The organism is Pseudomonas prosekii, assembly GCF_900105155.1.
In the GTDB taxonomy this organism is placed as follows: Bacteria; Pseudomonadota; Gammaproteobacteria; order Pseudomonadales; family Pseudomonadaceae; genus Aquipseudomonas; species Aquipseudomonas prosekii.
Genome location: NZ_LT629762.1, coordinates 4797851 through 4813060, shown reverse-complemented (window position 1 = coordinate 4813060; position 15210 = coordinate 4797851). Strand labels below are relative to the sequence as shown.

Below are 15210 nucleotides of genomic sequence, written 5' to 3'. Positions count from 1 at the left end.
AGGGTCTTTACAGAACCCGAGGTTCAAAGACGCAGATCTGACTGAGAGGCATCCAGCAGATACTTGAGGTCATAGAGAACGTGTTCAGCTTTACCCAAGCTCCGAATCCTTTCGGCACCCATTGCGGCAAATTCGTTATGCGCCACCGCCAAGATAATGCCGTCGTACGAATTAACCTGTGGCTTGCCGATAGGAGTGATGGAGTACTCGTGCATTGCCTCCGCTCCGTCTACCCAAGGGTCATAGACGTCAACAACGATATTGAATTCAGCAAGCTCGTTCACAATGTCGATAATTTTCGTATTACGCAGATCCGGGCAGTTTTCTTTAAAGGTCAGCCCCATGATCAGGACTCGAGCACCATCAACATGAATTTTACGCTTGAGCATTGCCTTAACTAGTTGCGATACGACGTAAGCCCCCATACTGTCATTCAGGCGACGGCCGGCCAAAATGATTTCCGGGTGATAACCAATAGACTGTGCTTTATGAGTCAAGTAATAAGGGTCCACACCGATGCAGTGCCCACCTACCAACCCTGGACGGAACGGCAGAAAGTTCCACTTCGTCCCTGCGGCTTCCAACACAGCCTCAGTATCAATACCCATTTTATTGAAGATCAATGCCAATTCATTGATGAGCGCGATGTTCAAATCGCGCTGCGTATTTTCAATAACCTTCGCCGCCTCGGCAACCTTGATGCTCTTGGCTTTGTGAGTACCGGCAATGATGATTGTGTTATATAGCGCGTCTACAAGTTCGGCGACTTCTGGGGTGGAACCGGCTGTGACTTTTTTAATGGTAGTAACACGATGCTCTTTATCGCCAGGGTTTATCCGCTCTGGGCTATAACCTGCAAAAAAATCAACATTGAATTTCAGACCGGATACTTTCTCCAGAACTGGAACACAGTCTTCCTCAGTAGCACCAGGATAGACGGTTGATTCATAAATAACGATATCGTCCTTTTTCAGAACCCGACCAATGGACTCACTCGCCTTAATCAAAGGTGTCAAGTCAGGTCTTTTATGTTCATCAATAGGGGTAGGTACAGTAACAATGAATATGTTGCAAGCAGACAACTCATCCAGCGCGGAGCTAAAACTTAATCCTGATGCCGACTGCAATTCTTCGTCAGACACCTCAAGTGTAGCGTCATGGCCAGCTTTCAGCGCTTCAATTCGTCGTTGGCTGATATCGAATCCAACCACTTGCATTTTTTTGCCAAACTCAACCGCCAGCGGCAAGCCCACATAACCGAGACCCACTATGGCCAACTTTACATCTTCGAGTTTAAGCATCGTTTTCCCTTGCCGTTCATCAATATTAAGTCGATCGTAAAACTACTTCACATCTCGCGCTTCAGAAACGAGCATCATAGCTGCGTAAACTGGAAATTATACCGAAAGCTCTGCAGGGAGCCATAATCATTTTCAACAGTCAGGGGCAGATCGCGAGCCCCCTCCACCGCCAAGGTGATCGCTGCCCCACCCAGCCGACAATTTGGATCGTCGTGCGCACACCGAGAGACAAGCTAGAACTGACGACTACGGAAAGCGCTGAAACAGACGCGAGGACTGCCCCCCCCTCCAGGACGACCCAGCAGAAATCAAGACCCGCGCGCCCACCTTTAGGGGCACGGCTTCGAGATCACACAGGGAAAACAAAACTAAAGCCTGTTATTCCGATGTCTCAGCGAAAAATCTGCGGACAAGCACAAAAGCAACACCCAGAATCAGGCCAGAAATAACACCCAATATAAGGATCAGCCTTTTATTCGGCTTGATAGGATTATCTGGCAATTCTACGTCCCCGTCCTGTCGATAGACAGAAACCAGCGCAGCATCAGTTTTCAACCCTGAGAAGAAGTTGTACTTATCCTGGAGATCACGCAATCGATCCGTAAACGGGTCATCCGATTTACGAGCCTGCAAATTCTCGATTTCTGCCTTCAGCGCTTTCGAGCCACGCATATAGGTGAGCTGACCAGACTCGCCGCCAGCAATAACAGATTGATTTACCGTAATCGCAGGAGGCTTCTCAAGACCAATCGCCTTAGCGATCCGCAATGCCTCGCTCAGCTTGACAAGCGAGTCTTCCCTCGCCTTGCGACTAGTCTCTCTGGCGGAACTTATCTGCTGCTCCAGATTACGAGCACGAACCTGGGATTCAATCGCGAGGTTTCTGATCATTTCATTTTTAGCCAGATCACCGGCCTGGGAAACGTATGCTGCAGCCCACTCTTTGGCCTGCTGAGGGTTATTGGTCTGTACGACAACCGAGTATTTGTCAGAGGTTTCCTTCAGTGGAGGAACCACACGAAGCACTTGGGAAAATCTCGCATACAACACGTCTTGAGAGCTTTTACGCTCATCCGCAGACAAACTTGGCACATAGACTTTGTAAAAAAAAGTTCGGCGCAACGACTCTCCCTGCAAACGCCGCGTGTAAATATCGTAGACATCCTTAACAGTATAAGGTGTCAACTCTGACTCTCTCATTCGACCATAATGAAAGTTGGCAATATCGTTCTGACTCGGCGGAGCTACAAATGCCTTCGCCTCGTAGACTGGCGTAGCAAGAAATGCATAGCTCGCAGCAAGAACAGCACCCAGAACCGTAAAACCTATGACAACTAACTTTTGACGTAAAATAGCGCGAATAAACCGCTGTAACTCAAAGCCATCTGGACCATTTTCTTTGTTAGAGTCGACGTGCATATATTGGTAGCCTTTTACCTAAAGAGTCACATTTCATTCCATGAATGTAGACCATTTGAGAGTCTTCAACGAAAATCCCGGCAACTTAAGCCCAAGCCATGCCGAGCATCCCCTACAACGAACGCGCACAGGATACCTTATCACTGCTCCCGACTGACTATCAGAAGCAAAATTTCAATAATATCAACGGGAAGCCTGCCGCCCTCTTCTCCAGGATCTCAAGGCATAAGCAGATACCATCAACCCGCCCACGACCATACCGACCAGGAACGAGACAACGCCCAAAATCGACACTTGTAGCTGAGGGGAAGAAAAACCAAAAAAAGAAACGACGACCAGTTGCTGGTTTTCCAACACAAAAAGCAGACATGCAATCGCTACTAACAATACAAGCCCTGTGATCGCGAGCCGCTTGAAGCTACTCTTATCTCGCCAACTACTCGTCACCGTAATCTTCCTCATCCTCATTAACCCGATCCCGCAGCTCCTTTCCCGGCTTGAAATGCGGAACAAACTTCCCATCCAGGCTGACGGACTGACCGGTTTTCGGATTACGCCCTACCCGCGGTGCGCGGTAGTGCAGGGAGAAGCTGCCAAACCCCCGGATCTCGATACGATCACCGGTGGCCAGGCATTGGGACATTTGTTCAAGCATGGTCTTGATGGCCAGCTCCACATCCTTGGATGAGAGCAGCCCTTGATGGGTGACAATTCGTTCGATCAACTCCGACTTCGTCATATTTTTCCCTTCTTTTTCAAGCAGCTAGATCAGCGCTTCAAAGGTTTTAGCACGCCCGGAGGAATTTGAACAGCCCAGGGTTTGACATATCTCTTGCAGCTTATTCATGCTCATTTTCGGTGCATGCACGCACATTCCGGACACTTGCTACCTGCAGACAACCAGCATTGTGCGAGTGACATATCCGGCAGGATTGAAGCCGAAGGGAAACTCATCTTCATCTTTCGCATCATCGGAACGCGCGACTACTTTGTAACCGCCAGGCTTGCACTCCTTGGCAGCTCGTTTTTCGCACTTCCCCCAACTCGCACCCAACCCTGAACAATCAATCTCTATGCCACTGACTCCGTGGACCGCATGCGTCTTGGCGCTAGTGGCACAACCTGCCACTGCCAACATAGCGATTACGACGATTAACTTGTTCATCCACTTCCTTATGCCGAGCAATCTACCCGACTCTCGTTTGCCGCAGACTTAAGCCTAGCTGCAAATAACCGATTGATCCGATTAAAGAAACAGACAGCACGCGGAGGGCGTTGGTTTCAATTGTGCTCACCAAATCGCAGGCACAAAAAAGGGCGACCGAAGTCGCCCTTTTTCTATGGTCTGACAGAACTTAGTTCTGTTTTTCCATTTGTGCACGCAACAGGTCGCCCAGAGTGGTAGGACCAGCAGCGATGCTATCCGAAGGCTTGTCTTTCAAGCTTTGGATGGCTTCTTTCTCTTCAGCATCGTCTTTCGACTTGATGGAGAGCTGGATTACACGGCTCTTGCGGTCAACGCTGATGATCTTGGCTTCTACTTCCTGGCCTTCTTTCAGAACGTTGCGCGCGTCTTCAACGCGGTCACGGCTGATTTCGGAGGCTTTCAGAGTCGCTTCGATATCGTCGGCCAGAGTGATGATGGCGCCTTTAGCGTCAACTTCTTTCACGATGCCTTTAACGATTGCGCCTTTGTCGTTCTCTTGAACGTACTCGGAGAACGGATCGCTTTCCAGTTGCTTGATACCCAGGGAGATGCGCTCGCGCTCTGGGTCAACCGACAGGATAACGGTGTCCAGCTCATCGCCCTTCTTGAAGCGGCGAACGGCTTCTTCGCCCACTTCGTTCCAGGAGATGTCGGACAGGTGAACCAGACCGTCGATGCCGCCGTCCAGACCAATGAAGATACCGAAATCGGTGATCGACTTGATGGTGCCGGAGATTTTATCGCCCTTGTTGAACTGGCCAGAGAAATCTTCCCATGGGTTAGATTTGCACTGCTTGATGCCGAGGGAGATACGACGACGCTCTTCGTCGATGTCCAGAACCATAACTTCCACTTCGTCACCGACTTGTACGACTTTCGAAGGGTGGATGTTCTTGTTGGTCCAGTCCATTTCAGAAACGTGTACCAGGCCTTCAACGCCTTCTTCCAGCTCAGCGAAGCAGCCGTAGTCGGTCAGGTTGGTTACACGAGCGGTAACGCGAGTGCTTTCTGGGTAACGGGCTTTGATAGCAACCCATGGATCTTCGCCCAGCTGCTTCAGGCCCAGGGAAACACGATTGCGTTCGCGATCGTACTTCAGAACCTTGACATCGATCTCGTCGCCAACGTTGACGATTTCGGAAGGATGCTTGATACGCTTCCAAGCCATGTCGGTAATGTGCAGCAAGCCATCGACGCCACCCAGATCGACGAATGCGCCGTAATCGGTGAGGTTCTTGACGATACCTTTGACTTGTTGACCTTCCTGCAGGGATTCCAGCAGAGCTTCACGCTCAGCGGAGTTCTCGGCTTCGAGGACGCTACGACGGGAAACGACAACGTTGTTGCGTTTCTGGTCGAGTTTGATGACCTTGAATTCCAGCTCTTTGCCTTCCAGGTGCGTGGTGTCGCGCACAGGACGGACGTCAACCAGAGAACCTGGCAGGAACGCACGGATGCCGTTAACGTCGACAGTGAAGCCGCCTTTAACCTTACCGTTGATAACGCCCTTGACCACTTCTTCGGCTGCGAAGGCTGCTTCCAGAACAATCCAGCATTCAGCGCGCTTGGCTTTTTCACGGGACAGCTTGGTTTCACCAAAGCCGTCTTCAACCGAGTCCAGAGCAACGTGAACTTCGTCACCGACGTTGATAGTCAGTTCGCCAGCATCGTTGTAGAACTGCTCAAGCGGGATGAGTGCTTCAGACTTCAGGCCAGCGTGAACGGTTACCCAGCGAGCTTGGTAATCGATATCAACGATAACACCGGTGATGATGGAGCCTGCCTGAAGGTTCAGGGTTTTTAGGCTTTCTTCAAAGAGTTCCGCAAAGCTTTCGCTCATTTTAATTCCTGTTGAATAAGGGCGAAGGATACGCCCAGCTCCACATCCCAGACGACGTGGGTTACGTTCATTTAAAGAAACAACACAGGACTATGACTGGTCCCCTGGGCCGTTTCTTGGTCACCCGGCGATATCGCGAATGGCGATCTCACTCATGATGCGTTCCAGCACCTGATCGATGGATAATTCCGTGGAATCCAGCTGTATGGCGTCAGCCGCCGGTTTGAGCGGGGCTACCGCTCGCTGGGTGTCACGCTCGTCGCGGACACGTATCTCATCTAGCAGACTCGACAGACTAACACCATCGACTTTGCCCTTCAACTGCAAGTATCGACGGCGCGCACGCTCCTCGGCACTGGCAGTGAGGAAAATCTTCAGCGGCGCTTCGGGAAAAACCACCGTGCCCATGTCGCGGCCATCGGCCACCAGACCCGGTGCTTCCTGGAACGCGCGCTGGCGCTGCAGCAGGGCGTCGCGCACCGCCGGCAATGCGGCGACTTGCGAAGCCCATGCGCCGACTTGCTCGTTGCGCAAGTCATCGGTCACATCGTCGCCTTCAAGGATGATCCGCTGCGGATGACCTTCCGTCGCCCCGATGAACTGCACATCCAGATGAGCGGCAAGCAGCTTCAGCGACTCTTCATTGGTCAGGTCGACGCCATGATTACGCGCAGCGAAGGCCAGCAAGCGATACAAGGCACCGGAATCCAGCAGGCACCAGCCCAGGCGCTTGGCCAGAATCCCGGCAATAGTGCCTTTGCCCGAACCGCTGGGCCCGTCGATGGTGATGACCGGTGGCTTGATTTTCACGACTGAGCCTCTTGTGCAACGCGGATACCGACCTGTGCGCACAGCGCAAGGAAATTCGGGAACGAAGTCGCGACGTTGGCACAGTCATGGATGCGGATCGGTGCAGTAGCGCGCAGGGAAGCAACGCTGAAGGCCATCGCGATACGGTGATCGCCGTGCCCGTGCACTTCGCCGCCGCCGATCAGGCCGCCGTCGATGATGATGCCGTCCGGAGTCGGTTCGCACTTGACGCCCAGTGCCAGCAAGCCATCGGCCATGACCTGGATTCGGTCCGACTCCTTGACTCGCAGCTCTTCGGCGCCGCGCAACACGGTACGCCCTTCGGCACAGGCCGCTGCCACGAACAGTACCGGGAACTCGTCGATCGCTAGTGGCACCAGCGCTTCGGGAATCTCGATGCCTTTGAGTTTAGCTGCTCGTACGCGCAGGTCAGCGACCGGTTCGCCGCCGACTTCACGCTGATTTTCCAGGGTGATGTCGGCGCCCATCAGCCGCAGGATATCGATTACGCCAGTGCGGGTCGGGTTGATCCCGACGTGTTCCAGCACCAGCTCCGAGCCTTCGGCAATCGACGCAGCAACAAGGAAGAACGCCGACGACGAGATGTCACCCGGCACTTCAATGTGCGTAGCGGTCAGTTTGTGCCCGGACTCGACCGATGCCGTCGCGCCATCGACGCTCACTGGATAGCCAAAGCCGCGCAGCATGCGCTCGGTGTGGTCGCGAGTCGGTGCAGGCTCGGTGACGGTAGTCTTGCCCTCGGCGTACAGACCGGCGAGCAACAGGCAGGATTTAACCTGAGCACTGGCCATCGGCATGGTGTAGGTCAGGCCTTTGAGCTTGTTGCCGCCGCGAATGATCATGGGTGGACGACCTTCAGCGGCGGTCTCGATCACTGCGCCCATCTCGCGCAGCGGATTGGCCACGCGATTCATCGGGCGCTTGGACAGCGAGGCGTCGCCGGTCAGGGTGCTGTCGAAGTTCTGCGCGGCCAGCAGGCCGGACAACAGACGCATCGAAGTGCCGGAGTTGCCCAGATAAATCGGGCCCGGCGCAGGCTTCAAGCCGTGCAGACCGACGCCGTGAATGGTCACGCGGCCGTGGTGCGGACCTTCGATCACCACACCCATGTCACGGAAGGCCTGCAAGGTTGCCAGGGCATCTTCGCCCTCGAGAAAACCTTCCACTTCGGTGGTGCCCTCGGCGAGGGAGCCGAGCATGATCGAACGGTGGGAAATCGATTTGTCGCCCGGTACGCGAATCCGCCCAGTCAGGCGGCCACCCGGTTGTCCCAGGAAAATCAGGTCGTTGGAGTTCATAGCGTCCACATAAGCCCGGCGGGCCAGGATTTTACTGAAATGTTCGCGGGCAACCCGAGCGCGTGTGAACACGCCCAACAATTGGTGCCCATCCCCTGCATCGACCGCGTCGCGCAAGGCGTCGAGGTCGCTGCGAAATGTATCGAGTGTGCGCAGGACAGCTTCGCGGTTGGCGAGGAAGATGTCGTGCCACATGACCGGGTCGCTCCCGGCGATTCTTGTGAAATCGCGGAAACCGCCCGCAGCGTAACGGAAGATCTCAAGATTTTCATTGCGCTTGGCCAGCGAGTCGACCAAACAGAACGCCAGCAAGTGCGGCAAATGGCTGGTCGCCGCCAGCACTTCGTCGTGGCGCTCGACCTGCATGTGCTCGACATCGGCGCCCAAAACGCGCCACAAGCGGTCGACCACCGCCAGCGCTGCCGGATCGGTCTGATCCAGCGGCGTCAAAATCACTTTATGCCGACGGAACAGCTCGGCGTTGGAAGCTTCCACCCCGCTCTGCTCGGAGCCGGCAATCGGATGACCGGGCACGAAACGCTTCGGCATGCCGCCAAACGCTTCGGTCGCCGCGCGCACCACATTGCCTTTGGCGCTGCCGACATCGGTGAGGATCGCTTGCCCCAGGTCCATGCTGGCCAAACGCACCAGCATTTTCTCCATGGCAAGAATCGGCACGGCGAGCTGGATCACGTCAGCGCCTTGGCACGCGGTGGCCAAGTCTTCTTCGCAGCGATCCACCACACCCAATTCAACCGCGAGTTTGCGCGACTGCGGATCCAGATCGACCCCGACCACTTCGCGGCACACGCCACTTTCACGCAAGCCTTTGGCAAACGAACCGCCGATCAAACCCAGACCGACCACCACCAGGCGACCGATCACCGGTTCAGCGGATTGCTGTGCAACGAAATCAACCACGAGCCAGAACCTTGGTCAGCGCCTCAAGGAAGCGAGTGTTTTCGCTCGGCGTGCCGATGGTGATGCGCAAGTGGTTCGGCATGCCGTAATTGGCCACCGGACGCACGATTACGCCTTCGCGCAGCAAACCTTCGAATACCGGCATCGCAACACGACCGAGATCAACGCAGATAAAGTTGCCCTTCGAGGGAATCCAGCCCAGACCCAGCTCACGGAAACCGGCTTGCAGTCGCTGCATGCCGGCCTCGTTCAAGCGGCGGCTTTCGGCCAGATAGTCAGCGTCCTGCAACGCCGCACATGCAGCGGCCAAGGCCAGGCTGTTGACGTTGAACGGTTGGCGCACGCGGTTCAGCACGTCTGCAACCACTGGCGTCGACAGGCCATAACCGACCCGCAGCGCCGCTAGGCCATAGGCCTTGGAGAAGGTGCGCGAAACCAGCAGATTCGGATAAGCCGCGAGGAAATCGAGGCCATCAGGCAGGTCGCTGCCCTCGGCGTATTCGATGTAAGCCTCATCCAGCACCACCAGCACGTGGGCCGGAACGTCCTGGAGAAATTCATCCAGCGCCTCGGCGCCGAACCAGGTGCCGGTCGGGTTGTTCGGGTTGGCAATGAACACCACGCGCGTGTCGGCGTCGATTGCGGCCAACATCGCCGGCAGATCGTGCCCCCAATCCTTCGCCGGAATAACCCGCGCGTCTGCGCCAACCGCCTGAGTGACGATCGGGTAGACCGCGAACGCATGCTCGCTGAATACGGCGTTCAGGCCCGGCGCCAGGTAGGCGCGCGCGACCAGTTCCAGAATGTCGTTGGAGCCATTGCCCAGCGTCACTTGATCAAGCTCGACGCGGCACTGCTCGGCCAGCAAGGTTTTGAGGGCAAAACCGTTGCCGTCCGGGTAACGCGTCAGCTCGGCCAGTTCGTCGCGAATCGCCGCAAGCGCTTTTGGACTGGCGCCCAACGGGTTTTCGTTGCTCGCCAGTTTGATGATGTTCGCCGGATCGATGTCCAGCTCGCGCGCCAGTTCGTCCACGGGTTTGCCCGGAACGTAAGGCGAAAGTTGTTGCACGCCCGGCTGTGCCAGAGCGAGGAAATCACCACTCATCTTGCTACCCCTTAGAGAACCGCTTTCGGGTAGGAACCCAGAACTTTGAGTGCCACTGCTTCCTGGCTGATCTTTTCCAGCACACCTTTGATCAACGGATCGCGGTGATGGCCGACGAAGTCGATGAAGAACACGTAGGTCCATTTACCGCTGCGCGACGGACGGGTCTCGATCCGTGTCAGGTCGATGCCGTTGTCGTGGAACGGCACCAGCAACTCGTGCAGTGCGCCGGGTTTGTTGCTCATCGAGACGATGATCGAGGTCTTGTCGTCGCCGGTCGGCGGCACTTCCTGACTGCCGATCATCAGGAATCGCGTGGAGTTGTCCGGGCGATCTTCGATTTTCTCGGCCAGACGGGTCAGCCCGTACAGGCCGGCAGCCATGTCGCCGGCAATCGCTGCCGAGTTCCACTCACCCTTGACCCGCTTGGCCGCTTCGGCATTGCTGGAAACCGCGACGCGCTCGACATTCGGGTAATGCGCGTCCAGCCACTTGCGGCACTGGGCCAGCGACTGCGCGTGGGAATAGATGCGGCTGATGCTGTCAGTCTTGGTGTTTTCACCGACCAACAGGTGATGGTGAATCCGCAACTCGACTTCGCCGCAGATGACCATGTCGTGTTCGAGGAAGCTGTCGAGGGTGTGATTGACCGCGCCTTCGGTGGAGTTTTCCACCGGGACCACGCCAAAATTCACCGCACCGGCCGCCACTTCACGGAACACTTCGTCGATCGCCGCCATTGGCTTGCTGATCACCGCGTGGCCGAAATGCTTCATGGCCGCCGCTTGGGTGAACGTGCCTTCCGGGCCGAGGTAAGCCACTTGCAGCGGCTGCTCGAGCGCCAGGCACGAAGACATGATTTCGCGGAACAGCCGCGCCATCTCTTCGTTGCCCAGCGGCCCCTGGTTACGTTCCATTACGCGCTTGAGCACCTGAGCTTCACGCTCGGGACGATAGAACACCGGCACTTCGCCTTCGGCCAGCGAGGCCATCTTTACTCGCGCAACTTCCTGGGCGCAGCGTGCACGTTCGCTGATCAGCTCGAGGACTTTGGTGTCCAGGGCGTCAATGCGCACGCGCAGTGCCTTGAGTTCTTGCTCAGACATTAACCATGTTCCTTCTCGAACTCTGCCATGTACGAAATCAGCGCGTTGACCGCAACGATATCGACGGCGTTATAGATGGAGGCGCGCATGCCGCCCACGGAGCGGTGACCCTTGAGGTTCAGCAGCCCGCGTTCGTCGGCACCGGCGAGGAATGGCTTGTCCAGACGGTCGTCGGCCAGACGGAACGGCACGTTCATCCACGAGCGGTCCGACTTGTTGATCGGGTTGCTGTACAAGCCGCTGGCGTCGATGAAATCGTACAAAGTGCGCTGTTTGACTTCGTTGAGCTTGCCGATGGCTTCAACGCCACCCTGCTCTTTCAGCCATTCGAACACCAGACCGGACAAATACCACGCCAGCGTTGGCGGGGTGTTGTACATCGAGCCGTTATCGGCCGCGACTTTGTAGTTGAGCATGGTCGGGCACAGCGAGCGCGCGCGACCCAGCAGGTCTTCGCGAACGATGTTGACGACGATGCCGCTCGGGCCGATGTTTTTCTGCGCGCCGGCGTAGATCATGCCGAAACGCGAGATGTCCACCGGACGCGAAAGAATGTCAGAAGACATGTCGGCGACCAGCGGAACATCGCCGGTTTCCGGAATCCACTGGAATTCCAGGCCACCAATGGTTTCGTTCGGCGCGTAATGAACGTAAGCCGCGTCTTTCGACAGATTCCATTCGTTCTGACCGGGAATCGCGAAATAGTCGTAAGGCTTGGCAGTCGCGGCGACGTTGACGTGGCCGTAACGGGAGGCTTCTTCGATGGCTTTCTGCGACCAGATACCGGTATCGATATAGTCGGCGGTGCCGCTTTCCGGGAGCAGGTTCAGCGGAATCTGGGCAAATTGCTGACTGGCGCCGCCCTGCAGGAACAGCACTTTGTAGTTCGAAGGGATATTCAGCAGATCACGCAGATCCTGCTCGGCTTTGGTGGCAATGGACACGAACTCATCGCTGCGATGGCTCATTTCCATGACCGACAGGCCTTTGCCGTGCCAATCGAGGAGTTCGCCCTGAGCGCGTTTCAGGACAGCTTCAGGCAGCGCCGCAGGACCGGCACAGAAGTTATAGGCTCTCTTGCTCACATCCAATCTCGCTCTGATTTGGTAGGTCATGCAAACTTGTCAGTCGACACATTCAATGCGGGAGCGGGCTCGACTATGGCGAGGTGGCTTGCCCCCTCTCGATTGCGAAGCAATCGCCAACCGGTCACCACGTTCTTATACAAGATAACGGCGACTGGTTTCAGGGGCGCTTCGCACCTCAACGGGGGGCAAGCCCCCTCGCCACAAAAGCCCGGCACCCACACGGATCTCCATGGGTGTCGATATTTTCATACGGGACAAACAACAAGGGGGCGAATTCTCATCCGCCCCCTGTTTGTCCGCTTATTCCTGCGGTTCTTCGCCGGCAGCGGCGTCGAGCTGCTGGTCCTCGGCAGCGTCGTCGTTCACGACCTCGCCGTCGAACACTGCACCTGCTTCGCCGTCTTCACCGTCGAGGCCTTCACCTTCAAGCTCTTCGCCCTCGACTTCCGATGGCTCCTGAACCCGCTCAAGACCGACCAGCTTTTCGTCGCTGGCAAGTTTGATCAGGGTCACGCCTTGGGTGTTTCGACCCAGGCTGGAGACTTCGTCGACGCGAGTACGAACCAGTGTGCCCTGGTCGGAAATCAGCATGATTTCCTCGCCATCAAGCACCTGAACCGCACCGACCAGACGGCCGTTACGGTCGTTGCTGACCATGGCGATAACGCCCTGACCGCCACGTTTGTACTCAGGGAATTCGGTGATCGCCGTGCGCTTGCCGTAACCACGCGCCGAAGCGGTGAGGATCTGGCTGCCTTCTTCCGGGATCAGCATCGAAATCAGCTTCTGCCCTTCCGGCAGACGCATGCCGCGCACGCCGCGAGCGGTACGGCCCATGGCACGAACGTCGGTTTCCTTGAAGCGCGTAACCTTGCCGCCGTCCGAGAACAGCATGACTTCGCGAGCGCCATCGGTGATGGAAGCGGAAATCAGCACGTCGCCTTCATCCAGCTCCAGCGCGATCAAGCCAACGCTGCGCTGACGGCTGAAGGATTCCAGCGGGGTCTTCTTCACGGTGCCGTTGGCGGTAGCCATGAAGATGAAGTGACCTTCGGTGTATTCGTCGACCGGCAGCATGGTGGTGATGTATTCACCATCGCCCAGCGGCAACAGGTTAACCAGCGGACGACCACGGGCAGCGCGGGACGCTTCCGGGATTTCGTAGGTTTTCAGCCAGTACACTTTGCCTTTGCTGGAGAACAGCAGCAGCGTGGTGTGGCTGTTCGCGACCAGCAGGTGAGCAATGTAGTCCTCATCCTTGACGCCGGTCGCCGATTTGCCTTTACCGCCACGACGCTGAGCCTGGTACGCAGCCAATGGCTGGGTCTTGGCGTAGCCACCGTGGGAGATGGTTACGACGCGCTCTTCTTCCGGGATCATGTCACCCAGGGTCAGGTCGAGACGGGCATCGAGAATTTCGGTGCGGCGCACGTCGCCGTATTCGGCGCGGATCACTTCCAGCTCTTCGCGGATCACTTCCATCAGGCGCACGGCGCTGCTGAGGATGCGGATCAGTTCGCCGATCTGGTTGAGGATCTCTTGATACTCGGCCAGCAGCTTCTCGTGTTCCAGACCGGTCAAGCGGTGCAGACGCAGTTCCAGAATGGCTTGCGCCTGTTCCGGCGACAGGAAGTACTTGCCTTCGCGCAGACCGTATTGCGGGTCCAGGGTCTCCGGACGGCAGGAATCGGCACCGGCGCGCTCAACCATTGCGACTACAGCGGACGATTCCCACGCAGTCTTGATCAGCGCTTCCTTGGCTTCCGACGGCGTCGGCGAAGCTTTGATCAGGGCGATAACCGGGTCGATGTTCGACAGGGCAACCGCTTGACCTTCAAGGATGTGCCCACGTTCGCGGGCTTTGCGCAGTTCGAACACGGTACGGCGGGTAACGACTTCGCGACGGTGGCGAACGAAAGCTTCCAGCAGATCCTTGAGGTTGAGGATCCGCGGACGGCCGTCGATCAGCGCCACGATGTTGATACCGAACACCGCTTGCAGCTGGGTCTGAGCGTAGAGGTTGTTGAGGATCACCTCAGGCACTTCGCCACGACGCAGCTCGATCACAACGCGCATACCGTCCTTGTCGGACTCGTCGCGCAGTTCGGTGATGCCTTCAAGCTTCTTCTCTTTAACCAGCTCGGCGATCTTCTCGATCAGACGCGCCTTGTTGAGCTGGTAAGGGAGTTCGGTGATGACGATCTGCTGGCGACCACCGACTTTGTCGATGTCTTCGATCATCGAGCGGGCACGCATGTAAATGCGCCCGCGACCGGTGCGGTAGGCTTCGATGATGCCGGCGCGACCGTTGATGATCGCGGCGGTCGGGAAGTCCGGACCAGGGATGTATTGCATCAGCTCATCGATGGTCAACTCAGGGTTGTCGATGAGCGCCAGGCAACCATCGATGACTTCACCGAGATTGTGCGGCGGGATGTTGGTCGCCATGCCCACGGCGATACCGCTGGAGCCGTTGACCAACAGGTTGGGAATACGCGTCGGCATGACCGCGGGGATCATTTCGGTGCCGTCGTAGTTCGGCACCCAGTCCACGGTTTCTTTATGCAGGTCAGCCAGCAGCTCGTGCGCCAGCTTGGTCATGCGCACTTCGGTGTATCGCATGGCGGCGGCGTTGTCGCCGTCCACCGAACCGAAGTTGCCCTGACCGTCTACCAGCAGGTAGCGCAGCGAGAATGGCTGCGCCATCCGAACGATGGTGTCGTACACCGCGGTATCACCGTGCGGGTGATACTTACCGATCACGTCACCGACAACACGGGCAGATTTCTTGTACGGCTTGTTGAAGTCGTTGCCCAGCTCGCTCATCGCGAACAGCACACGCCGGTGCACGGGCTTCAAGCCATCGCGCGCATCCGGCAGTGCCCGCCCGACAATTACGCTCATCGCGTAGTCGAGGTAGGACTGCTTCAGCTCGTCTTCGATATTGACCGGGAGGATTTCTTTGGCCAGTTCGCCCATGAGAAGCCTGATTCCTTTTTCTGGTGAAACTTCGTCACATCCATATGGGACGAACGAAGCTCGCCGACGCAGGCTGAGTGCCCGGCGCCGACTTACGACAAATCAACGAGTTATG

12 protein-coding genes are annotated in these 15210 nt (G+C 56.7%); all 12 read right to left on the bottom strand.

Features of this window, described 5'->3' with window-relative positions; translation table 11 throughout:
* Positions 1-23: 23 nt before the first annotated feature.
* The 12 genes from tviB to gyrA all read right to left on the bottom strand — a co-directional run bounded on the left by tviB (position 24) and on the right by gyrA (position 15095).
* Positions 24-1301 (bottom strand): Vi polysaccharide biosynthesis UDP-N-acetylglucosamine C-6 dehydrogenase TviB, encoded by a 1278-nt coding sequence (gene tviB / locus BLU01_RS21915; protein ID WP_092279423.1) that lies wholly within the window; start codon positions 1299-1301, stop codon positions 24-26.
* A 378-nt stretch (positions 1302-1679) separates the two neighbouring features.
* Positions 1680-2720 (bottom strand): LPS O-antigen chain length determinant protein WzzB, encoded by a 1041-nt coding sequence (locus BLU01_RS21910; protein WP_092279421.1) that lies wholly within the window; start codon positions 2718-2720, stop codon positions 1680-1682.
* A gap of 183 nt (positions 2721-2903) precedes the next feature.
* The gene (locus tag BLU01_RS21905; protein WP_092279419.1) at positions 2904-3182 is read right to left on the bottom strand and encodes a lipopolysaccharide assembly protein LapA domain-containing protein; all 279 of its coding nucleotides are present in this window, start codon (positions 3180-3182) and stop codon (positions 2904-2906) included.
* Positions 3157-3459 (bottom strand): integration host factor subunit beta, encoded by a 303-nt coding sequence (gene ihfB, locus BLU01_RS21900; protein ID WP_092279417.1) that lies wholly within the window; start codon positions 3457-3459, stop codon positions 3157-3159. Before ihfB ends, BLU01_RS21905 begins: the two co-directional genes overlap by 26 nt.
* 147 nt (positions 3460-3606) lie before the next feature.
* A complete protein-coding gene (locus tag BLU01_RS28105) occupies positions 3607-3885 on the bottom strand; it encodes a hypothetical protein (protein WP_092279415.1) in 279 nt (92 codons plus the stop codon).
* Between the two features lie 190 nt (positions 3886-4075).
* Positions 4076-5767 (bottom strand): 30S ribosomal protein S1, encoded by a 1692-nt coding sequence (gene rpsA / locus BLU01_RS21890; protein ID WP_008148721.1) that lies wholly within the window; start codon positions 5765-5767, stop codon positions 4076-4078.
* A 120-nt stretch (positions 5768-5887) separates the two neighbouring features.
* The gene (gene cmk / locus BLU01_RS21885) at positions 5888-6577 is read right to left on the bottom strand and encodes a (d)CMP kinase (RefSeq protein WP_092279413.1); all 690 of its coding nucleotides are present in this window, start codon (positions 6575-6577) and stop codon (positions 5888-5890) included.
* Entirely contained in the window at positions 6574-8781 is a 2208-nt protein-coding gene (locus tag BLU01_RS21880; RefSeq protein WP_231987178.1) for a bifunctional prephenate dehydrogenase/3-phosphoshikimate 1-carboxyvinyltransferase, read from the bottom strand. The genes cmk and BLU01_RS21880 overlap by 4 nt, the downstream gene beginning before the upstream one ends.
* 28 nt (positions 8782-8809) lie before the next feature.
* Positions 8810-9922: a histidinol-phosphate transaminase gene (gene hisC, locus BLU01_RS21875; protein WP_092279409.1), complete on the bottom strand. Its 1113-nt coding sequence runs from the start codon at positions 9920-9922 to the stop codon at positions 8810-8812.
* Positions 9923-9933: 11 nt separating this feature from the next.
* Entirely contained in the window at positions 9934-11028 is a 1095-nt protein-coding gene (gene pheA, locus BLU01_RS21870) for a prephenate dehydratase (protein WP_092279407.1), read from the bottom strand.
* A complete protein-coding gene (gene serC / locus BLU01_RS21865; RefSeq protein WP_092279405.1) occupies positions 11028-12113 on the bottom strand; it encodes a 3-phosphoserine/phosphohydroxythreonine transaminase in 1086 nt (361 codons plus the stop codon). The genes pheA and serC overlap by 1 nt, the downstream gene beginning before the upstream one ends.
* A gap of 303 nt (positions 12114-12416) precedes the next feature.
* A complete protein-coding gene (gene gyrA / locus BLU01_RS21860) occupies positions 12417-15095 on the bottom strand; it encodes a DNA gyrase subunit A (RefSeq protein WP_092279403.1) in 2679 nt (892 codons plus the stop codon).
* Positions 15096-15210: the final 115 nt, after the last annotated feature.

Coding starts and splice junctions, on each gene's coding strand:
- tviB (WP_092279423.1), bottom strand. CDS start 1,301: ATGCTTAAACTCGAAGATGTAAAGTTGGCCATAGTGGGTCTCGGTTAT.
- BLU01_RS21910 (WP_092279421.1), bottom strand. CDS start 2,720: ATGCACGTCGACTCTAACAAAGAAAATGGTCCAGATGGCTTTGAGTTA.
- BLU01_RS21905 (WP_092279419.1), bottom strand. CDS start 3,182: ATGAGGAAGATTACGGTGACGAGTAGTTGGCGAGATAAGAGTAGCTTC.
- ihfB (WP_092279417.1), bottom strand. CDS start 3,459: ATGACGAAGTCGGAGTTGATCGAACGAATTGTCACCCATCAAGGGCTG.
- BLU01_RS28105 (WP_092279415.1), bottom strand. CDS start 3,885: ATGAACAAGTTAATCGTCGTAATCGCTATGTTGGCAGTGGCAGGTTGT.
- rpsA (WP_008148721.1), bottom strand. CDS start 5,767: ATGAGCGAAAGCTTTGCGGAACTCTTTGAAGAAAGCCTAAAAACCCTG.
- hisC (WP_092279409.1), bottom strand. CDS start 9,922: ATGAGTGGTGATTTCCTCGCTCTGGCACAGCCGGGCGTGCAACAACTT.
- pheA (WP_092279407.1), bottom strand. CDS start 11,028: ATGTCTGAGCAAGAACTCAAGGCACTGCGCGTGCGCATTGACGCCCTG.
- gyrA (WP_092279403.1), bottom strand. CDS start 15,095: ATGGGCGAACTGGCCAAAGAAATCCTCCCGGTCAATATCGAAGACGAG.